Origin of the sequence: Sphingopyxis sp., assembly GCF_050725615.1 — a bacterium.
In the GTDB taxonomy this organism is placed as follows: domain Bacteria; phylum Pseudomonadota; class Alphaproteobacteria; order Sphingomonadales; family Sphingomonadaceae; genus Sphingopyxis.
Genome location: NZ_JBOHHU010000078.1, coordinates 1 through 20792, shown reverse-complemented (window position 1 = coordinate 20792; position 20792 = coordinate 1). Strand labels below are relative to the sequence as shown.

The 20792-nt window shown below is 63.4% G+C and carries 20 protein-coding genes; 5 read left to right on the top strand and 15 right to left on the bottom strand.

Features of this window, described 5'->3' with window-relative positions; translation table 11 throughout:
• Positions 1-53 precede the first annotated feature (53 nt).
• The 12 genes from ACREB7_RS16185 to ACREB7_RS16130 form a co-directional block, all read right to left on the bottom strand.
• Positions 54-368 carry a DUF736 domain-containing protein gene (locus ACREB7_RS16185; RefSeq protein WP_431593305.1) on the bottom strand — a complete coding sequence of 105 codons (315 nt, stop codon included), beginning with the start codon at positions 366-368 and terminating at the stop codon, positions 54-56.
• A gap of 312 nt (positions 369-680) precedes the next feature.
• Positions 681-1112: a hypothetical protein gene (locus tag ACREB7_RS16180; protein ID WP_431593304.1), complete on the bottom strand. Its 432-nt coding sequence runs from the start codon at positions 1110-1112 to the stop codon at positions 681-683.
• A gap of 123 nt (positions 1113-1235) precedes the next feature.
• On the bottom strand, positions 1236-1400 hold the full coding sequence (locus ACREB7_RS16175; RefSeq protein ID WP_431593303.1) for a hypothetical protein: 165 nt from the start codon (positions 1398-1400) through the stop codon (positions 1236-1238).
• Positions 1401-1867: 467 nt separating this feature from the next.
• On the bottom strand, positions 1868-2188 hold the full coding sequence (locus ACREB7_RS16170; RefSeq protein WP_431593302.1) for a DUF736 domain-containing protein: 321 nt from the start codon (positions 2186-2188) through the stop codon (positions 1868-1870).
• A 254-nt stretch (positions 2189-2442) separates the two neighbouring features.
• The gene (locus tag ACREB7_RS16165; RefSeq protein ID WP_431593301.1) at positions 2443-2874 is read right to left on the bottom strand and encodes a hypothetical protein; all 432 of its coding nucleotides are present in this window, start codon (positions 2872-2874) and stop codon (positions 2443-2445) included.
• A 273-nt stretch (positions 2875-3147) separates the two neighbouring features.
• Positions 3148-3372 carry a hypothetical protein gene (locus tag ACREB7_RS16160; protein ID WP_431593300.1) on the bottom strand — a complete coding sequence of 75 codons (225 nt, stop codon included), beginning with the start codon at positions 3370-3372 and terminating at the stop codon, positions 3148-3150.
• A gap of 112 nt (positions 3373-3484) precedes the next feature.
• Positions 3485-5074 carry a long-chain fatty acid--CoA ligase gene (locus ACREB7_RS16155; RefSeq protein WP_431593299.1) on the bottom strand — a complete coding sequence of 530 codons (1590 nt, stop codon included), beginning with the start codon at positions 5072-5074 and terminating at the stop codon, positions 3485-3487.
• 37 nt (positions 5075-5111) lie between these two features.
• Positions 5112-6053, bottom strand: coding sequence for an alpha/beta hydrolase (locus ACREB7_RS16150; protein WP_431593298.1), 942 nt, complete (start codon positions 6051-6053; stop codon positions 5112-5114).
• A gap of 11 nt (positions 6054-6064) precedes the next feature.
• Positions 6065-7237, bottom strand: a complete 1173-nt coding sequence (locus ACREB7_RS16145) for a serine hydrolase domain-containing protein (protein ID WP_431593297.1) — start codon at positions 7235-7237, stop codon at positions 6065-6067.
• Positions 7234-8145 carry an ROK family protein gene (locus tag ACREB7_RS16140; RefSeq protein WP_231732801.1) on the bottom strand — a complete coding sequence of 304 codons (912 nt, stop codon included), beginning with the start codon at positions 8143-8145 and terminating at the stop codon, positions 7234-7236. Before ACREB7_RS16140 ends, ACREB7_RS16145 begins: the two co-directional genes overlap by 4 nt.
• Before the next feature lie 11 nt (positions 8146-8156).
• The gene (locus tag ACREB7_RS16135) at positions 8157-9263 is read right to left on the bottom strand and encodes a glycoside hydrolase family 68 protein (RefSeq protein WP_431593296.1); all 1107 of its coding nucleotides are present in this window, start codon (positions 9261-9263) and stop codon (positions 8157-8159) included.
• 106 nt (positions 9264-9369) lie between these two features.
• Entirely contained in the window at positions 9370-11493 is a 2124-nt protein-coding gene (locus ACREB7_RS16130) for a TonB-dependent receptor (RefSeq protein ID WP_431593295.1), read from the bottom strand.
• On the opposite strand from ACREB7_RS16130, the gene ACREB7_RS16125 reads away from it, so the two are divergent.
• From ACREB7_RS16125 to ACREB7_RS16105, 5 genes are all read left to right on the top strand, one after another.
• A complete protein-coding gene (locus ACREB7_RS16125) occupies positions 11419-13092 on the top strand; it encodes an MFS transporter (protein ID WP_137870335.1) in 1674 nt (557 codons plus the stop codon). The two genes, ACREB7_RS16130 and ACREB7_RS16125, sit on opposite strands and share 75 nt — an antisense overlap.
• A gap of 42 nt (positions 13093-13134) precedes the next feature.
• A complete protein-coding gene (locus tag ACREB7_RS16120; protein ID WP_431593294.1) occupies positions 13135-14175 on the top strand; it encodes a LacI family DNA-binding transcriptional regulator in 1041 nt (346 codons plus the stop codon).
• 670 nt (positions 14176-14845) lie between these two features.
• Positions 14846-16024 (top strand): ABC-three component system protein, encoded by a 1179-nt coding sequence (locus tag ACREB7_RS16115; RefSeq protein ID WP_431593293.1) that lies wholly within the window; start codon positions 14846-14848, stop codon positions 16022-16024.
• Positions 16025-16079: 55 nt separating this feature from the next.
• A complete protein-coding gene (locus ACREB7_RS16110; RefSeq protein ID WP_431593292.1) occupies positions 16080-16538 on the top strand; it encodes a three component ABC system middle component in 459 nt (152 codons plus the stop codon).
• Positions 16535-18481: a DUF3732 domain-containing protein gene (locus ACREB7_RS16105; protein WP_431593291.1), complete on the top strand. Its 1947-nt coding sequence runs from the start codon at positions 16535-16537 to the stop codon at positions 18479-18481. Before ACREB7_RS16110 ends, ACREB7_RS16105 begins: the two co-directional genes overlap by 4 nt.
• Positions 18482-18732: 251 nt before the next feature.
• On the opposite strand, the gene ACREB7_RS16100 is transcribed toward ACREB7_RS16105, so the two are convergent.
• The 3 genes from ACREB7_RS16100 to ACREB7_RS16090 all read right to left on the bottom strand — a co-directional run.
• Positions 18733-19770 carry a hypothetical protein gene (locus tag ACREB7_RS16100; RefSeq protein ID WP_431593290.1) on the bottom strand — a complete coding sequence of 346 codons (1038 nt, stop codon included), beginning with the start codon at positions 19768-19770 and terminating at the stop codon, positions 18733-18735.
• Positions 19771-19798: 28 nt separating this feature from the next.
• Positions 19799-20362: a hypothetical protein gene (locus ACREB7_RS16095; RefSeq protein ID WP_431593289.1), complete on the bottom strand. Its 564-nt coding sequence runs from the start codon at positions 20360-20362 to the stop codon at positions 19799-19801.
• Positions 20363-20591: 229 nt separating this feature from the next.
• On the bottom strand, positions 20592-20792 hold a 201-nt coding region (locus ACREB7_RS16090; RefSeq protein ID WP_431593288.1), incomplete at its 5' end, for an integrase core domain-containing protein.

The window sequence follows — 20792 nt, the reverse complement described above, 5'->3', positions numbered from 1 at the left end:
GGCATGCCCAGAAATGGGTATCCCGCCCGGCGGTGCCGGGCGGGTCCTGCGGCTCAGTCGCCGCGGCGGGTCTGGCGGCTCCAGACGAGGTCATGTTCGCCATCTTCGCCCGCGAACAGCTGCGCGAAGATCGGCGCGGTGAAGCTCGGATCGTCGAGCTTGACCGAAAGATAGGGGCGCTGATCCTGCGTGAGCTTCTCCCAGGCAGCGCCGACCTCGACATCGCCGACGAAGACGCGGTGGCTCGGTGCGTTGCCGCTGGGGTCCTTCTCGGGCGTGATGCGAACCGATTTTGCCTGCACCGAGAGGGTGGTGATCTGACCCCGATATTCGCCGGAGACTTTCTTGAACGTGCCGATTTTGGCCATGATGCATTCCTTCCTTAGCTCGGGCCGCACCATCGCGGCCTCGATGCGCATCGACCGTCGGCGGGGAACCGGGCGGGCAGCCGCAGGCCCGCAGCGGAGCGAAGGACCGCGCCGGCGCGACTTTCTTGTTTCGCGAGGAACGACGGCACGCCGGGGGAAGAAAGTCGCGACCGGCGCGGTTGCCCGAGGCCGGGTCAGCGAAGCGGCCCGCCGACAGATGGCGCATTTCGAGAGGCCGTGACGGTGCGGCTCGTCGGAGGAATGTCCCGCCAGTCGGCAACAGACCCCGGAATATCGAAGGGCGGTGAAAACCTAAGCGTGCAGCTCGGTCCGCGCGATATCGGAGCCCTGCGTCAACAAATCGCGCCAACTTGCCAACCCGGTGAGGAGAGCAACAAGAATGGAAATGCCGCGATCGGCCCATGGATCGAAATCGGCCAATTCCGCGATCGCGCCGCCCGCCTGAAATCCGGTGGCCGCGGCCGTTCCGGCGAACAGCAGGATGACGCAAAAGCGAACAGCGGAGGGCGCGCTGCTGCCAGCGATGTACCGACCGCACGCATGGACCGAAAACGCCGCCAGCAAGCCCAAGGCCGCTATCGTGATCCAGCCATGGCCATGATCGCGCAGATAGAAGGCCAGATACAGCCCCGCGAAGAGCGGCAGCGCGTATTTCGCGCAGCGGAACAACAGCAGCAGGCAGTAGAATATGGCTACGCCGCCCAGAATCAGCATAAGCGTCATGACCGTTCTCCAGTCGCACGCGCCCGCCACCACCTCCTCAGCACAACCTGCAATGCAAAGATAGCAAGGACCGGCCCGGGCGCGAACCCGAACCGGAACCATGCTGGACCTAGTTTCCGGGGCTTAGCGGTTGAACGGGTCATATTCGCAGACGATCGTCGCGGGGTCGCCATCGAATTCGTCGAGCGGCATGACCGAATAGCCAGCACTGGTCTCGACGAGGATGATCACGGTCATCATCGTCCGGGCGAGGTTCCAGCCGAGCGATTGGGCGGTGGTAAGCGGCATGGGATCAACTCCTGTCCTTGGGAGCGGGCCAATCCCGCTCGACAGGCGCCCCGCGGGACGGGGACAGGCCGCAATCACCGCGAGCGCAGCCGCGGCCCGAGCGCAGCGTGGGGACCCCGAAGCGGGTTGATTGAAGGAGGCCTGGCCTCGGCCAAGGGATCAGCGGCAATCGAGAGCGGGAATGGCCCGGGCCCATGCGGCAGGGCCCCACGCCTCCGCCGCCCCCAGCCGCACGGCCCCGTCCCGGCCTCATCGCTGACCAATAATGTCCCGGACCTGCCGAAAGTCCGAACGCGTCAGAGCGCGGCCTATCATCCGTCGTATGCGAACCAACCGGAAGAAGCGCACAGAATGGAAACTCGGGAACCCTGCGTCCTACGGCGGCACGAAAAAGGGCGGCCCGCCGGACCGCCCTTCCATGGACCTGAAGCGATCGGCTCCGCCCGAAGGCGGAGCCGGGGAACCCGTCAGGCCGGCGGGTTCCAGATGATGACCTTCTTCATCGGGTCGTCGCCGGGTGCGTTGGCGACATTGCCGTAGATGGTCCCGAACTCGGGGGCCGACATCGTCACCGACACATATTCGGCGCCGTTGCTCTGCGAGAAGCGCTTCCAGCCGGCGCCGAGCTCGAATCCGTTCTTGCGGCTGAGGATGCGATAATCGGGCTCGCTTTCCTTGGTCTTGCGGCCATTCGGCACGATCGCGATCGGCGCGGTGACGTTGAGGGTGGCCAGCGTGCCTTCGAAGCTGCCGTCGGCCTTGACGTTGAGATTGGCGATGGTGGGCATGAATTTTCTCCTTCGGTTGCTCGGGGACTTTCCCGATGGCGCCGAACGAAGGGACCGCGAGCTGCCGTCACCGAGCGGAACGCGAGGGCGAACCCCGCATGGGGTTGACGGCCAGAGGCGAGCCGGGCCTGCAGAAGGGCGACAGGAAGGGGAAGGCCTCGAGCGACGGAGACAAATGCCCTCACGTCCATCGAGCGACGGGCACCGATAGAATTGGCGGGCCACTCCCAACCACCGCTCCCGATTCGGTCGGATCAGTCGCAGCGATGCGAGCCCCAAAATTTGTCCCACCGCTCCGCGAGACCGCTGCGGACCATCGCGCAGGAGATATCGCCCGAGCGGGGCGACGTGCAGAAGGCGGCGGTACGGGTGCCGCCGGCCCCGCCGCGCGACACACAGCGCAAGGCCGGCCCGCGAACAAGAATATGGCCCGTCCGGTTCCGCCCCTGCGGCTCGCCCAGCAAGCCAACCAGATGATCGCGCGCCGCTATGGGGTCGGCATCGGGACAGGGATGGCCTGCGCTGCAGCCGCCATCCATCTCGCGCGCCGCGACGCCGGAGAGACGGACATGCGGCCCTTCGGCGCACCAGATCGGCCCGTCGCCGTCCCACACTGCGACCGGAGTACAGGTGAAGGACTGGCCAGGCGGAACAATCGAGGCGAGCAGGAGCAGAGCGAACATCATCTGGCCCTAATGCGAAGGGTCGACCGATTCAAACGCCTAGACCGACCCCGAGCGCCAAAGCGCGGCGCGAAGCGCCGACAAGAAACGCACTCTTGGCGAGCCCGCCGTCGGGCGGCGTGCGCGCGGGCCTGGGGGCCAGCCGCCGCCCGGCAAGGATAGCGAGCCAAGTGCGCTGCGCGGCCAGAACATCGCGCGGCCCCTGGCGCCGCCTGCCGGCGCAAGAGCACGCCCAATCGAGCCGCGCTCGATCCGGCAGCGGCAACTGCCCGGCGTTCAACTCTTGTAGCGAATGACGTGTCGCGGTTCGCCGCACAGGCCGCACGGGGCTTTCAACAATTCGAAGCCGCGAACGCCGCCAGCCGACTGGGTCGCGGTGCTGGCCTGCGCAACCGACGAGAGATCGAGCCGGTCCGCGATGCATTCGTCGCAAAGCGGTGTCCCGTCCATGCGCCGGACAAGGCCTTCGACGCGTTCCGCGGTTGACGATCTTGTGGCCATGCGCGCGCCATAAAGATGTATCCGACTTCGGGGAAGCCGCTAACTTGGAATAGCTAAACCTGGCCGATTTCGGACGGGCAGCTTTTGGGCACGGCGGCAGGGTTAGCGGACGCTACGCCGTTAGCCGGTCTTTGTAGAAAGTGCGGAGCGCCTTCTTATCGATCTTACCAGTCGCAGTGAGCGGCACGTCACCGAAAACGATTTGATCGGGAAGCCACCATTTTACGAGCCGGGGGTCAAGCCACGCCCGGACATCCGCTTCGGTCAACGAGGCTTCCGGCATAGGTTCGATGACGAGGAGCGGCCGTTCCTCCCATTTGGGATGAAATACGCCAATAACGGCCGCGATCTTGACGCCCGGACAAGCGACGGCGACATTCTCGATGTCGATCGAACTGATCCATTCGCCGCCCGATTTGATAACGTCCTTCTTCCGGTCGGTGATGCGCATAAAGCCATTTGCATCTACAGTGGCGATGTCACCGGTATCGAACCATCCGTCGGCGTCGAGCGCGCTGACCACTTGCCGGTAATATCGTTCCAGAACCCAAGGCCCACGAACGAGCACGCTTCCTGCCGCGACACCATCGTGCGGCAACTTCTGCCCATCGTCGTCGACAATCTTGAGTTCTACGCCAAACTGGAGCCGGCCCTGCCGCGTCCAGATGATGTCGTTCATTTCATCATGGCCTAGCGCTGCAACCTTCGGCGTCGGTGTTGCGAGCACGCCGAGCGGCGACATCTCGGTCATGCCCCAGATCTGACGAACCTTGACGCCATATTGGGTCTCGAACGTCTCCGCCATCGCGCGCGGCACGGCCGACCCGCCAATCACGACACGCTCGAGCGTCCCCGTGTCCTCGCCCGTGCGGGCGAGGTGATCGAGATACATGGTCCAGATTGTCGGCACGCCGCCCGAGAAGGTGACGCCCTCGGACTTGATCAGCTCTTGCAGGCTCGCTCCGTCGAATTTGTCGCACGGAAATACGAACTTCGCTCCGTTAATCGCTCCCGCGAATGGGAGGCCCCAGGCCGTCGCGTGATAGAGCGACTGGCACGGCAAGATCACGTCGAAGGCAGAGAAACCGAGCGCGCCCGACAGGCCGGCGACAAGCGCGTGCAGCACCACCGAGCGGTGCGAGTAGAGCACGCCCTTCGGATCGCCGGTGGTGCCCGATGTGTAGCAGAGAAAGGCCCCGCTGTTCTCCTCGAGGTCGGGCCAAAGGGTTGTCCCGGAAAATTCAGCGATGCGCCGATCATAGTCATCCCCGGTCAGCATCACGAAATGCTCGATCGTATGGAGCGCGGGTTTCAGCCGCTCGACGATCTCGTGCAGATTGGCGTCATAGAGAAGCACCCGGCTTTCGGCATGGTTGATCGTAAATGCGATATGTTCGTCCGGGAGCCTCGGATTGGCGGTGTGGAGAACAAGCCCCTTCCCGGGCGCAGCAAAAAACAGTTCGAAATGCCGGTGCGTATTCCAAGCGAGCGAGCTGATCCGGTCCCCCGGTTCGAGCCCGAGGCTCATGAGCCACTCGGCCCCCGCCGCCGCTCGCGAGAGCGCACCCGCATAATCGTAACGAAAGAGCTTGCCGTCGCAGTCCTTCGATACGATCTCGCGATCGCCGTGCGCTGTCGCTGCAAAGCGCAATATCTGCGAGATGTTGAGCGGCAGGTTCTGCATCAAACCCGGGATTGTCATCTAGCATGTCCTCAACCTGATCGCGGCCAGCCGCAGTCTACCCATTCGCCAGCAAAGCTTGCAGCCGCGCGACGACCTCATCGGTCGCCTCGGCGGCAGCCGGTATGATCCCGGCAAAATGCACGAAACCATGCGTCAGATGATCGAACTCCAGGAGTTCGGAGCGAACCCCCGCATCTCGCAGGCGTCCGGCGTAGGCAACGGCCTCGTCGCGCAGCGGATCGACCGATAGGACGACCGTCAACGCACGCGGCAAGCGCGAGAGATCGTCTGCCTTGAGAGGCGACAGGCGCGGATCGGCGGTGTCGGCGCCCTGCGCATAATCGGCGACACACACCGTCAGACTCGCGCGGCGGAGCGTCGGATCAGCGTCGCGAACGCGGGACGGATAGTCATTCTCGCCGGCGTCGAGGTCGACGGCCGGGTAGAGCAGGAGCTGTGCATCAAAGGGCCGTCCCTCTTGGGGCTCGTCGCGTATAGCGATGCAGATTGCGGTCGCTAGATTGCCGCCGGCGCTATCGCCGCCGATGATCGCAGGAAGACTATCACCGCCGAGGGACGACCGATTGGCGGCAATCCAGCGCGCGGCCGCGAGGCTGTCGTCAAATCCCGCCGGGAAGGGATGCTCGGGGGCGAGACGATAGCTGCTGGCCACCACCACCATCGAGAGATCCCGGCATAGCCGGCGGATGGTATGATCGACGGTGTCGAGGTCGCCGATGGCCCAGCCGCCGCCGTGAATATAGTGCAGCGTCCCCGTCGGCTCGGTCGATGGACGGTAAATCCGGAGTGGGACCTTGGCGTCGCGCGTTTCGATCTGCCGGTCTTCGATCGAAGCAACGTCTATGCGGCCGCCCGGCCCAACGATCATCGGGATCATCGCGGCAGCCTGCGCCCGAAGCGTCGGATAGTCGACGGGCCCCGGCGGCACGGAAGGCAGTTGGTCGACAAGTTGCTGCAATACTGGGTCGAGCGCCACGATAAACTCCGTCAATAAGTTGGAATGGAAAGGCCGAGGATGCGCGCCAGCGCATCGACGACGCGGTACACTTGTGGGTCCCTGACGCCGGGTTGGCCGGTGCGGTTGCGGACATAGGCAAAGCTGACACCCGAGGATGGGTGGGCAAAGGCGAGCGAGCCCCCCGCCCCGTCATGGCCGAACGATCCCTCGCCGAGCATCGGCTGGATCGCCCATGGCAGCATGAGGCCCGCGCCCCAGGTCGGACCGGCGAAGTCCTGACCGAAAGGCGTTCCCGAAGACACGGTACGACAGGCGTCGCGAAGGCAATTCTCCGAAACAAGCGGAGCCTGGCCGACGCTACCGATCGCCTTCGAATAGAGCCGCGCGAGCGAGCGGGCGTCGGCGACACCATTTGCGCCCGCCAGTTCGACGCGCTGCACGGCGGGATCGTTCATGGCGTCGGCGAGACCGCTCATCCGCGCGGGGAAAAGGCCATTCAGCGATATCGCGCGCGCTGCGATCGATGACGGGTCAAGTTCGGGCGTGTCATATTCGGCCGGAACCTCGACGGCGGCAATGGGCGACTGCGCGTCGCCGCTGCGGCCAATCTGTATGTTGAGTTCCAACGGCCCAGCAAGATTGGCGCGGAACCATTCTCCGATGGTCTGGCCGGTCACCCGCCGCATCAGTTCCGACGTGATCCAGCCCACGGTGATCGCATGATAGGCGTGTGCCGTGCCCGGTTCGAACAGCGGAGCTTCCGCCGCAAGCCTTGCTGCCATCGCGGCTGTATCGGCCAGGCCTGCGATCGTGATCGGTCCGCTTATCAGGGGAACGCCAGCCTGATGTGCGAGCGCCTTGCGGACACTGATATCGCCCTTGCCGTGCGCCGCGAACTCGGGCCAGTAGTGCGCGAGCGGCAGATCGAGATCGATCCTGCCGTTCGAGACCTGCGACAGGACGCACAGTGCCGATATTCCCTTGGTGACCGAGAAAACGGGGACGGCGGTATTGCGATACCAGGGGGTTTGATCGCTGGCATCTGCCGAGCCGCCCCAGAGATCGAGCACCGGCTGGCCGTCACGATAGATGGCGCAGGCGGCCCCGCGTTCGCCGCCCTCCTGGAAGTTCGCTTCGAATGCGTCGCGGCACGCCGCGAATTGCGGATCGACGGTGCCCTGAATTTGGGAACGGTTGGTCAAAATTTTCCCTCCTTGGTTCGGGCATCGATCAACACGGCTTCGCCGAGCGCGACGGCGCCAAGCGGCCCGGCCCGGTCTCCGAGCGCCGGAAGCGTGACCAGATCTTCGGCCGCGTCGCCCGGGACGAAGGGAAGATAGCCAGCCAGGTCCGCGACGACATGCTGCCAGGCGCGTTCGAGCAGAAAGGAGCGGCCCATGCCGATCCCGCCGCCTATCAGGATTTTCTGCGGGCTCGTTACCAGCAGAAGAGCACCGATCAGCTGGGCCAGGTCGTGCGCGACAAACGACCAGCGCGGATCATCTGCCCGTATTTCCTCGCCCGCCCTGCCGAACCGCGCCTGCAGCGCAGGACCCGACAACAGGCCCTCGATGCAGTCGCCATGAAACGGGCAGCTACCCGAAAACTCGTCGCCGTTTGCGCGCCGCAATCGGAGATGCCCGATCTCGGGATGGAGCGCCCCGTGCACGGGGCGCCCTCCGAGCAGCAAGCCCCCGCCGACGCCGGTGCCGAGCGTCAGATAGCAGAGGCTGTCGAGGCCCTGTCCAGCGCCCCAGCGCCATTCGGCAAGGGCCGCGGCATTGACATCGGTATCGATACGCCACGGGCAATCCGCGACCGCGCCCAGCGCACCCGCGATATCGGCTCCGCTCCAGCCTGCCTTGGGCGTGGCGAGCATTGTGCCAAAATCCGTTGCACCCGGATCAAGCCGCAGCGGACCGAAAGAAGCTATTCCGAGCGCGGCAAATCCTTCGCGCCGCTTCCACCCTTCGAGCGTGTCGACGAGGGCGCCGAGCGTTTCATTTGGCGTCGTCGTCGCAAATCGCGCGCTCGCCAGAATCTCGCTCCCGCGGGCAAGGACAGCCAGCGCTTTCGTCCCCCCCAGTTCGATGCCGGCGATTGTCTTCATAGGGACCATAGCTATCGCGCGATCCCTGCCTTGTCGCCCGCCAGCCACAGATGAACGAAAGGCGCAAACGCGCCGCCGAAGTTCCGGTCATCGCCGCCGCTCCAGTCATCGACAAAGCTCGTGACGGACAAGTCGGGCAGTACGAACCAGCTATAGGCCTGCGCCGGCGCGGCTTCGGGATTGGCGAACACCAGCCCGCTACCATTGACCGGGCGCCAGCCCTCGAAGAGCGCGGGGGATACCATTGCGTAGAGCCCGGTCGGGCCGGCAGGCCCCGACGGCGCAAAAACATGACGCTGCGTCGACCAGAAGAGATAATAAAGGCCGGCGTGGAAAATGATGTGCGGTCGCTCGAGTTCGTTGTTGAGCGTGTCTGCGCTGACGATCGGCGGAAGGAGGGTCCAGCCCTGCTCGCCGGGTCGGCGGCGCACAATTCCCACCACGCCATTATAGGCCGAACGCGAGCGCGCCTGCGATCCTGCGAACAGTAAAAAGTCATCGCCGCCTGCCGGATCACGGAAGAAAGCCGGATCGCGGAACGCCTTGATCTTCCCGACCTCGCCGGGTCCGTCGCAGGTCGACATATAATGGTCGGGATCGATCGGGACGATTTCTTCGAGGGCGCGCCAGCCGGTGAGTCCCGGCGCTTCGCCCGAGCTGTCGAGCGTCGCTGTCGCCGAAAAAAGCCGCTGCTCGAAGGTAAGAGAACTCTCTCCGCGGCGCCCCGCGGCGGTGAAATATAATGTCACGGTCGCAAGATCTGCCGAGGCGACGGCGGATCCCGACCATTCGCGGCTGCCTGGAGAGAAGCCGGCGGGCATCACGGGCCCGAGGTGACGCCAGCCGGCGCCGCCGCGCAGCAGCAGGTGGATGCGGGCATGCCCATGGCGCTCGTCCGGGTCGGCGAAACGCGGAGCGCCAAGGGCCATCCATAGTTGCCTGCCGCCGGCGAGGGTGATCGGCCTTCCGGCCTCGTCCTGCACAGGCCAGGCGTCCCAGATGCCGAGATCGGGGGCGATCGGCGCGAAATCTTCCTCGCTGAGTAGCGGCGCACGCAGGACGGATGCCGCGTCGATCGCCTCGATATGATCGCCCGTCCAGCGAGCCGGAACCGTCATGACAAAATACTCTTACCTATTCGAGGATGGGACGGACGCGCCGCCATCAGTCGCGGATCGACGGGAAAGGGTCGAGCGCCGCTGCGCTCGCCCCCGCCCCCTCGGATCAATCGATGGTCGTGCGCAGGCGCAGGCCGATGGTGCGCGGATAAGGTCCGGCGAACAGCAGGCTGTTGCGAACAAAGGACGGACCGCGCTCGTCGGCGAGATTCTCGCCGAAGATCGAAAGCTCCCAGCGGTCGGTGCGGATGCCCGCACTGGCATTGTAGAGCGAGTAAGGCTCAACGACATAGCCATCGTACATGACCCGGCTGCTTGTGCGGCTGGCCGCGCCATTGAGGAAGAAGCGCAGATCGCCGCTTCCCAGCGGCCGCTCGAAATCGGCATCGAGACGATAGTTGTACTTTGCGGTGCTCGACAGGCGCTCGCCATTGGCGACGTTGGGAAGCGAGGCGGTGACGGCGGGATAGACGTCGCGAAACTCGCTGTCGTTCCAGTTGGCGACCGCGCCGAGATTGAGGCCATCGATCGGGGTGCGCCACCGCGCTTCGAGATCGACCCCCGTCGTGCGGGCTTTGCCGACATTCGCGAACGCGGAAACGCCGAACGGCGTCAGACCGAATTGCAGATCCTTGAAGTCGATGCGGTAGACGTTGAGCCCGAGCTGGACGCGGCCGTCGGCGAGCTTCGCCTTGATGCCCGCCTCATAGTTGGTGAGCGTATCGGGAGCGAGCGCGATCGAGGACGGAATTCCCGAGGCCTCGACCAGCGAGGCCTGGAACGGCGTCTGGGTAATGCCGCTCCGGAATCCCGTGCTGACCGTCACGAAGGCGGTCAGATCGTCGGTCGGGAACCAGGAAAGGTTCGCGCGCCACGTCACCTTGTCGGGTTTGGTTTGCCCCGAGCCCGTTCCGGTCAGGATCGAGTCCGCATCGAAGCGTCGATTGTCCTTGTAATAGCGGATGCCGACCAGCGGCACGAGCTTGCCGCCGAACAGATCGTAGCTGATTTCGCCGAAAGCGGAATAGTTGCGGGTCCGCGTATCGTTGAACCCACTGATGGTGAGCGCGGTCAAGTTGGCATCGAAGCTGAAGAGCGCCTTAGCATTCTGGTAGAAACCGCCGACCAGCCAGTGGAACGGACCATCGCCGTTCGAGCGAAGCTGGATTTCCTGCGCGAAGCTGCGCGCATCATAACCGTTGAAGAGCGCGCCGGTGCCGAGCGGTCCGAAGGTCTGTCCGGTCAGATAGCCATATTCGGCATCGAGATAGCTGGTCGAACTGCTGAGGATCGCGGCGCCGGCGTCATATTCGACCGACACGCTGTAGAGATCGAAATTCCCGTTCTCATATCCGCGCGTGGTTCCGCTGAACCACTGCTGGGCAGGCTCAAGCTGGTTGATGCTCTGCGTATAATTCTGGCGCGGTTCCCAGTGCGCGGCCTGCGCCCGGATGCGCAGCGCGTCGGTCGGCTGCCAGAGCAGGACCGCCCGCACGTCGCGGTTGGTGACGTCATTGGCATTCTTGAACGACGGCCCACCGGTCGCCGGCGTCTCGCTGAAGATATCGACATAGCCGGCACGCTTGTCATAGCCGCCGCTGATGCGGATCGCGAGCCGATCCTTGATCAGCGGCACCGAGATCGCTGCCGACACCCCGTAGTTCAGCGCGCTCGCATCATCCATCTTCGCGATCGTCGCCTCGCCGCGCATCTCGAAATTGTCGAGATCGGGCTCGCGCGTATGGTAGATGATCGTGCCCCCTGCCGAACCCTGCCCATAGAGCGTACCCTGCGGCCCGCGCAGGACCTCGATGCGGTCGATATCGATGAAGCGGAGCGGCGGCGCGATCGGCGAATTGGGAATCGCGAAGGGAACGTCGTCGATATAGTAGCCGATCGGCGAGTCGCCGATGCCGCCCGCGGCTCCCACGCCGCGCAGCGAGAAGGTCTTGATCACCGAGCCGACCTGTTCGCCCGGCGAAGCACCCGGGATCGAGTTCACAAGATCGGTCGTCTCGCGGATTCCGCGCTCTTCGAGCTGCTCGCCGCTGAAGGCCTGGATCGCGAGCGGCGTGTCGATCAGCGACTGCGAGCCCTGGCGCGACGCCGTCACGACGATGTCGCTGTCACTGCTTTCCGTCGTGGAAGCTGCATCTTGCGCCATCACCGGAGTGATCAATGCGATATGTGCAATGCCGGTAAGGGCGGCGGCGGTCAGGCGGCGTGTCATAGGTCCTCTCCCCATAAGCTGCGAATCCGCGATGGAATACGCAATCGATTGCGTGCGGTTTACGCAATCGATTGCGCAGTTGTCAACTCTCTGTTACCCGGCGGCAACGAATGTAGGTGGAGAGCACGCATGACAGGACCGACCGACCTTCCGAAAGGCGCCAAAGTCGGCACTTCGACGAAGCTTTATTACGGGAGCGGTCAAGCCGTCGACGCCATCGTCCAGGCGATCGTCAACACCTTCCTCCTCTTCTATCTCACCGCCGTATGCGGGATGTCGGGGGCTGCCGCCGGCAGCATTTTCCTGATCTCGCTTGGCGTCGACGGGTTGCTCGATCCGTTCATCGGGCGGCTCTCGGACAATTGGCGGTCGCGCTGGGGCCGCCGCCTCCCCTTCATGACGATCGCGCTTCCGCCCATGATGATCGCCTCGGCGCTGCTGTTCACGCTCCCCGCCAATCTCGCCGGCGGCGCCCTCTTCGCTTATGTGCTGGCGCTCAACATCGTCCTGCGTGTCGGCCTGTCGGTTTTCGCGCTCCCTCATTCGGCGCTGACCGCCGAACTCAGCGACGATTATGGCGAGCGCTCGATTATCAGCACCTACCGGGCCCTGTTCATCGTGCTGGGCACCGCGGCCGCGCTTCTCCCCGCCTTCGGCTTCCTGTTCGCCGAAGACGGCGCGCTCCAGACCCGGCCGCCCTACCAGTGGCTCGGGCTCATGACCGCCTGCCTGATCGGCGGGTTCGGGTCGGTCTGCGTGGGGGGGATCTTCAAGACCGTGCGCAGGCTGCCGATGCCGCCCGGCGAGGCGACGGGCACCGGCTTCCTGTCGGACATGGCACAGCTGTTTCGCAATCCGTCCTTCGTGCCGATGTTCGGCGGCGCGGTGCTGGTGCTGGTCGGCCAGGGCGCGACGACGGCGCTCAACCTTCACGCGTACCGCTATTTCTGGGAGCTGCCGACCGCCTATATGCAGCTGCCGCTGCTCGTTCTGCCGCTCGGCATGCTGCTCGGAACCCTCGCCGCAGGCCTCTTGCTGCGGCGCATCGAAAAGCGCGACGGCGTCGTCGGCGCGATCACGCTGCTCGGCGTCTACCAGATCGTCATCACCCTGCTCGCCGTCACCGGCGTCATTCCCGCGGGGTCGATGATCGCGGTCGTTCTCGTCGCGATCAGCGGCTTGCTCTTCGGCGGCTGCGGCGCGCTCTGCTTCGTCTGCTTCTACTCGATGATCGCCGACGCGGTCGATGAGCATGATCACCTCTTCGGCGTGCGCCGCGAGGCCCTCTATGCCGCGGCGCTGATGGTCGGAGCCAAGGCTGCCACCGGTCTCGGTGCCTTCCTTTCCGGACTCGGTCTCCAACTCATCGGGTTCGTGGCGCCGGCGAAAGCGAGCGGGATCGTCCCGCCGGATATCGCCACGTCGGTGGGTCTCCTATGGGGCCTCGGCGGCGCGCTGGTCGTGCTCGCGGCCATCCCCTTTCTTCGGCGATACAGGATCGATCGGTCGCATCATGCGGCGGTCCTCGAAAGCCTTGCGGCGCGCAACGCCGATCACAACACGGCACCGAATTTGACGCCGGACCTTGCGCAGGCCTGATCGGCGGTGCAATCGATGGCGTAACGCAGACGGGCGAGTGGAATGGAACTGGAAAAGGTGCGCCCAAAGTCGGGCCGGGCAATCAAGATGACGGACATTGCGCGGATCGCGGGGGTATCCTCGTCGACCGTGTCGCGGGCGCTTGCCGATCATCCCACCATTCCCGAGGCAACGCGAACTACGATCCAGGCGCTGGCGAGAGAGCATGGCTATGTCGTGAACCGCGCCGCGCGGAACCTGCGCCAGAGCCAGACGCAGACGATCGCCGTCGCGGTCCCGCTTGGCCACGAGCGCGAGCAGCTGATTTCCGACCCCTTCTTCCTGCGCCTGTTTGGACATCTCGCTGACGAGATATCGCAACGGCGCTACGACATCCTGCTCGTGCGGGAACCGTCGCCCGACGCGCATTGGCTCGGGCGCCTCGTTCAGTCGCAGCGCGCCGATGGCTTCATCATAGTCGGGCAGAGCGACCAGCATGAGGCCCTCAATCTTGCCGCCCGCGACTATCGCCCGCTGGTCGTTTTCGGTTCAGAACTGCCAGACCAAATCTATTGCTCTGTCGGCTCGGACAATTTCGAGGGTGGCCGGCTCGCGACCGACCATTTGCTTCGCTCCGGTCGCAAGCGCATTCTGTTCCTCGGTCCCGCCGAACTGCCGCAGATCGACCTCCGGCTGGACGGTTACCGCCAGGCGATCGGCGATCATGGCCTGTCGGTCGAAGAAAGCTTTGTCCTGCCCGCGCATTTTACAGGGCGCTCGGCCTATGACGCCGTGCGGGAACTTCTCGCCCGGGGCGTGGAGTTCGACGGTATCTTTGCAGCATCGGACGGCATCGCGCTGTCCGCGATCCGCGCGCTTGAGAGTGCAGGCAAGCGCTGCCCTGCAGATGTCTCGGTCGTTGGCTTCGACGACAGCGATCTCGCCTCGCAATCCCACCCGGCGCTAACCACCGTTCGGCAAGACGTCCCCGGTATCGCGGCAACGATAGTCGATCATCTGTTTCGACGGCTGGATGGCGAAGGCACCTATTCGTCGACGCTGCCGGTGAACCTCGTTCTCCGGGAATCCGCTCCCGATAGATAACGCAGATGGCCGATTTCGGACTGACCGGTTTCACTCAGAAGTCTGCAAAAGCGGACTTACGCATTTATGCTCTCGCTTCCTCTAACGACATTTGCGCGCGCTAATTGAAGCGCATGGGACGATCGTCCGATGTTCGCCCGTAATCCTTTCTCACTGGCTGCTATGATTTCTAGCCGGCTGGGAAAGCAGTCAGCCTTGACTTAGTTCTTAAATCGTGCGGATTGTTACGTAATACCTCCCCGCGCTAAAGCATCAGAAAAAGTTGCGCGCAGGATTGGTTTTAAACAAGAAAAGGAGAGCGCCCATGGCACTTAAGCCAGGACCCAAGCCGATAGCAAAATCAACAGGAAAACCCGATCAGCGTCGCCGTGACAACAAAACCACACCAGGTAACACACCGTCCCTCAAACCCAGCAAATCTAGTAAGCCCCCCAAAAAGAAATGAAAGAGCCGCCGATCGCCGTGCATGGGGATCAGCTTGGCGAGCTTCCGTAGGTTCTGTGCTGCGGCGGCAAGCCGGGCTCATTGCGGTCGCCACCGGCGACTCGTGATCGTAATCCGTCGCCGAGCGGCACACGCCAATCGCGTCCGTGTTGGATCTTGCACTTGACCATATCGGTCGAAAACGTAGGACTGTTCCGGGGTTTAGGCGGGGGATTGGCTTCAAGTTATGGCGGGCGGCAACAAGTTCGATGCCACGGCATCGATGGTCGGGTACCTGTATCAATGCCGTTTCGCGCTGTTCAAGGCGATTGAAGCGACGCGCGATGCGCCCGGGGCGGACATTTCAATCGAACGGTTCGATGACGTCGCGTTCGAGCAGAATGGCGATCCCGTCGAGCTAATACAGACCAAGCATCACCTCGCCGGCAAGGGCAGCCTTTCTGACGCTAGCACCGATATGTGGAAGACGCTCCGCGTCTGGGCCGAGCGTATAGCGGCCGACCCCGCGACGGTACTCTCGTCCCGCTTCTTCCTCATCACCACCGCAATCGCGCCTTCCGGCTCGGCCGCGTCGCTGCTCAGGGCGGATGGCCGCAACGAGACCGAGGCCTTGGCGCTACTCGAAGCTTCCGTTTCCACATCGACGAGTGCAACCAACGCGCCCGCCTATGAAGCATTCGTCGCACTCAGCCCCACGCTGCGCGTGGGCCTTCTTAAGGCCATGACGGTGCTCGACGCGGCACCCGACGCGCTCGATCTACAAGCCGATATCGAGGCCGAGCTGCACCATGCCGCGAAGACACAGCATATTCCAGCGCTCGTCGAGCGTCTGGAGGGATGGTGGTTCCGCCAGGTCATCGCGTCCCTCTCGATCGCAGGCGCGCCGCCGATCCCTGTCGTTGCCGTCGATGCCAAGATCGAGGAACTGCGCGAGAGTTTCCACCGCGACGCCTTGCCGGTCGATTTCGCCGAACTGGATGTAACTCAGGAGATACTCGACGAGCATGACGGGCGCCCGTTTGTGCGCCAGCTACGCGATATTGAGGTCGCGCCGAAGCGGATTGAATGGGCAATCCGCGACTATTATCGCGCCTTCGAGCAGCGATCGCGATGGACGCGCGACGACTTGCTCGTCGACAACGAGCTGCAACGCTACGAGCGTGGCCTGATCGAAGCGTGGGAACCCCGCTTCGAATCCGCCTGCGAGGAATGTGATGGACGAGACAATGCCGGCCGGATCGCCGCGGGAAGGCAGGTCTATCAATGGGCGGAGCGCGATGCCGATTTCCCGCTCCGCTCGGTGCGGCAGCGGTTCCTGACGCACGGAAGCTTCCATATTCTCGCTAACCGCCTGGCCTTGGGATGGCACCCAGACTTCCGTGCAACGGGAGGCGGCGATGAATGACGAGGGATATGGCGGCCGACCGGCCTGGAACGATAGGCCGCACGAGGAGGCATATTTGCTGAACCCGGCCTTTGTCGGGATGCTGCTGTGCCGCATGGTGGCCGACTTTTCGCGCAAGGCGGGCCGCCCCATGCCAATCGCACTAGCGTTTTTGCTCGCCCCGATCGTGCTTCATCGCCGCACCCGCGAAGCATTACCAAAATCGACCGTCACCGGCGTCCTGCCTTGGCTGCAGGAGCACAAGGACGTGCATGTCACGTTCGCCAGCCGTATGCGCGTGACCCGGGCAGTTACACAGGAAGCGCTGATGTTCGCGATGGCGCAGGCCTATCTCGCGGTCGATGGCGCCGCTCTAGTGGTCGGCCGCCGCCGCATACCGGCATCCTATCTCAAGGACGCCAATCACACCGACGAGACCCGGGAGTGCGTTGACCGGGCGGCCTTTGTTGGCCGGTGGCTCGCCGGCGCCGGAACCGATCACACCATTTTCGCTGCATGGGGAGTGGCGCCATGACCTTCCAGATTGCCAACATTATTCTCTACAGCCACGATGGTCGGATCCGGGAGTTGCCTTTCAGGATCGGCGAGTTGAACGTCATCACCGGCGCGTCGAAAACCGGTAAGTCGGCACTGATCGACATCGTTGACTATTGTACCGGTCGCGGCGACTGTTACGTCGCCGAGGGCGTCATCCGGCGACACGTGTCGTGGTTCGCCGTGCTGTTCCAGGCGGGCGACAGCCAGATTTTCGTGGCCCGTCGCAACCCGGGGCCCGGGACCAAGACGAGCCCGGACATATATGTGCAGCGCGGGACGATGATCGAGCCGCCTGCCATGTCCGTGTTGGCCAAGAATTTCACCCTCGACGCGCTGGGGGACATGCTCGACGCAGCCGTCGGCATCAACGAGAACCAACATCGCCCTCCCGCCGGCCAGACCCGCGATCCGCTTACCGCCAACATCCGCCACGCACTGACATTCTCGTTCCAGGATCAGGACGAGATCGACAGCAAGAAGATCCTGTTCCACCGTACGGGCGACAATTTTATCGCCCAGGCGATCAAGGATAGTCTGCCGTACTTCCTTGGCGCGATCGACGAGGATCGCCTGCTCAAGCTCTCGCTTCTCGATGCAGCTAAGCGCGAGTTGCGGCGCCTCGAGCGTCAGCTCCGGGAGATTTCGAACGCCAGTTCGGACGATCTGCCGGAGGCCCGGGCGTTGCTCGAAGAAGCAAAGTCCGTCGGCTTGGTCGATGAGCGCATCGCGGCGTCGACACCCGAGGCTGTCATCGGCGCCCTCGCTCCTCTGGCGAGCGCCGACTTTGTCGGCGGCAATTTTGTCGTCGGCAGCGCCGACGATGCGCTGGCAAGGCTGCGCACCGAGCGCGCCGTGTTGCGAAACGAGCTCGAAGAGATCAAGTCAGAGCTGCGTACGACGCGGCTCTTCCGCACCGAGAACGGTAGCTATCGTCGCGAAGCGGGCGAGCAGCGCGCCCGGCTGAGCGCTATCGGCCTGTTCCGCGACGCCGAGGCGGATCATGCCCACTGCCCCTTATGCGAAAGCGCGCTCGAGACGCCGCTACCCGCGGTCGAGGAGATCGCGGGCGCGTTGTCAGGGATGCATCAAGAGCTTCAGGCCGTTGAAACCGAGAGCCCGAAGATCCAGGCGAAGCTCGCTTCGCTTCAGGAGCGCGAGACCGGGCTCGAAGGCCGTTTGCGCGAGAACGGTCAGCGCATGGCTGCCCGCATCCGCGAGAACGAACTCCTCGCCAAACAGCGCGACGATTTCGTCGTGCAGGCCCGAACCGTCGGTAAGATCACGCAGTATTTGAGCACCTCGACCCGCAGTGCCGACAATTCGGCGCTGGTGCGGCAAGTCGACGAGGCGCGCGCCCGCGTTGCCATGCTTGCGTCTGAGGTCGGCGACGACAACGCCCAAGAGCGGCTCGAGACCTACCTCAATATCATCGGCCGGATGATGACCGACTATTCGGACGCGCTCGACCTCGAGCATCGCGGTAGCCAGCTCCGGCTCGACATCCGCAAGCTTACCGTGATCGCAGACACGATAGACGGGCCGGTGCCGCTGCAACGGATGGGGAGTGGCGAGAACTGGGTTGGCTATCACGTCCTCACCCATCTCGCGCTCCACAAATGGTTCCGACAGAAATCGCGGCCTGTGCCCGGCTTCCTCATTCTCGACCAGCCGTCCCAGGCGCACTATCCGCCGGAGAAGGACGCCGACGACGGGTCAATCGCGTCGCTCGCGGACGAGGACAAGACGGCGGTGCAGAAGCTGTTCTTGCTGATCGCCGAGGTCGCTCGCGAGATCGCGCCCTCGCTTCAGGTGATTCTGCTCGACCATGCCGATCTTAATGAGGACTGGTTCGATGCCGCCGTGATCGAACGCTGGCGGCACGGACGCAAGTTGGTGCCGCTCGACTGGATCGATTCTTGATGCACGACGCTGCCGAAACGGCGCCCAAAAGAGGCTGGCGATCGTAGGTGACCGGAGATGTGCTACCTACGCGTTTCAGTAATTGGATACTCACGTCTGGAACGGCCGACGTCGGCCGCGCTGCAGCCGGCCGCCAATTTTCTCGATCTGGCCGGCAGCGGCCAATAGGCTTCCGGCGAGAAAATTCGAAGAACCGGACGTTCGCACCGCACTAGGCTAGGCCAGATCACCAACACAAGCCAAGGTAACGCCTAGCTAAGAAGCACGATAGAATCTGCGATCACCAGATCGTAGTCGCCCGGAATTTCAATGAACCGGCCCTTCACCTCGTATCGCTGACCTTCGCCGAACATATATTGTTCCGGAGGAATAAGGATTGCGGATCGAGTTCCCGTTCCATCCGCGCGGTCATCGGCTTTAAAGATCATCAGACCATCAAAAAAACTAAATACCCCGTGAGCTTGGTAAGGGAGGCCGCGGGCTTGAGGAAGTTTTGGCTCGGTCGCGACGTGGCCGTGGGTGCTATCGCGAGGCCTAATTCCTACTACGGGTCCCGGCGAACCGGCGCCAGTCTCGCTGGACGCACTCTGAGGCTGGATCGTGAGCGGGACATCGGCACCTGAAGAAAAATGCGCCGACTGCGGAAACGGAACATCCGCACTTTCAGGTTGGACGCCGAGAGATTGCCTCCCAACTTCCGCCGCCCCAGCTTCGATACCGACAGCCTCGAGCTTGTGTACTGTTGCGCGGCGCCGAGCCTCAGGGACATCGGCATTCCCAATTCGAAAGGTGCAATCTGGTGACCACATATAAATAGCCGGAACCGAGTCTTTCTCCATAAGCTCGGCCAGCGCGGACGCGCACTCGTTTGGGGCGTCGTTGAGAAAATCATGTGCGACGGTATAGACGAGGCCGGCTACCGTAAGAGCAAGTGCCCAATCGCTCTTGCGCCCCGCGCGTCGATCGGCTTCAGCCCGATCCGTGATAGCGCTCACTACGGTCCCGTTAAGCTCGCCGACGGCCGTGCGCAATCGCTCCAGTTCGAGGACCATATGGTCAAGCTGATCATTTGTCGGAGATTCATCGCGCCAACGGAGTGCAAACCGAGCGAATATGCTGCCTTTGCGCAGTTCAATAATGTCGAGATCATAGGCAGGCTCGATCGCTTCGGGACCGACCCAAGCAAAACATCGGAGCAGTGAGGCAAACCGGGATGCGTCAACCGCCCGATTGCCACACAAATAGAACGCAAATTCTCCCGGCCTCAGCGAAGCATTATCGAAATCCATGCTCGTCCCCTATTCCTCGATTTCGATGTCAGGTGCTCACCGGCAAGCCCTGACAGACTGCCTCTGCCAGCCTCCATCCTCCTTCCCCGGCAGCATCTGGCTCGTGATATGTACCGCTGAGGCAAAAGTAAGTCCGGTATGTTCGCCCAATCGACGAATATTCCAAATAACCCATGATCCAAATTGGCCCGTCGCCGGGGTCGTCTGACGAGAGAGGGGCAATCTCATTGTTTTCAACCCCCGCGCCGACATATTCCGTTCGGAATTGTTCGAACCGCAGGCGCTCGGGAAAAATCGGAGCTTCAGAAACTTCCCACGAGACGCTCGTGATGACAGTTGCCGCACGTCCGAGATTGTTCAGGTCAAGCCGTATCGCATAAGGAGAGTTCACCCTCAGGTCGTCAAATGCGAAGTAAAGATATGCGTGCGACACTCGGATGATTGCCCGCTCACTCGCGACAAATGCCTCATGGGCATCCGAAGCCACCGTGGCGCTCCGCATTGCCTCTTCTGCTGCTTTCTTGGCGTATAATGCCGCAGCAATGGCAGCGCCTACGGTCGCAGCACCGACCACAACACCAAGTATTCCCACGACCATTTGCCACCACGACCAACGAGCAGCGTCCGCGGCGGCGTCCGCCGCCTTCCATTGGGCGCAAAGATCTGAAGAGCGAACGTCCCGACCTCGCGCGCACCCACGATCAGATTGACTGACGTCTGTAGAAACAGTCTCGGGACGCGGTGCGGCTTTCGCGTGGATTGCGGCCGCGCTCGGAACTGGAGAAGCGCTGACGTGACCCCCTGGTTTCCACCAGCGGGGATTAGAGCCCAGCAGCTTTGTTGCGCATGAGCGCAGTGTAAGCAATGGCCTGTGCAGCGGAGCCCGAAGGGCGTAGCTGCACAGGCCATTGCTTATGCAGTTCGGCGGCGAACGCCGCCGGTGTCTCATATCCAAGGGCCGAGTGTGGCCGCGCCTGGTTGTAATCTTCGGCCCAGGCCGCGATCACTGTGCGGGCATGATC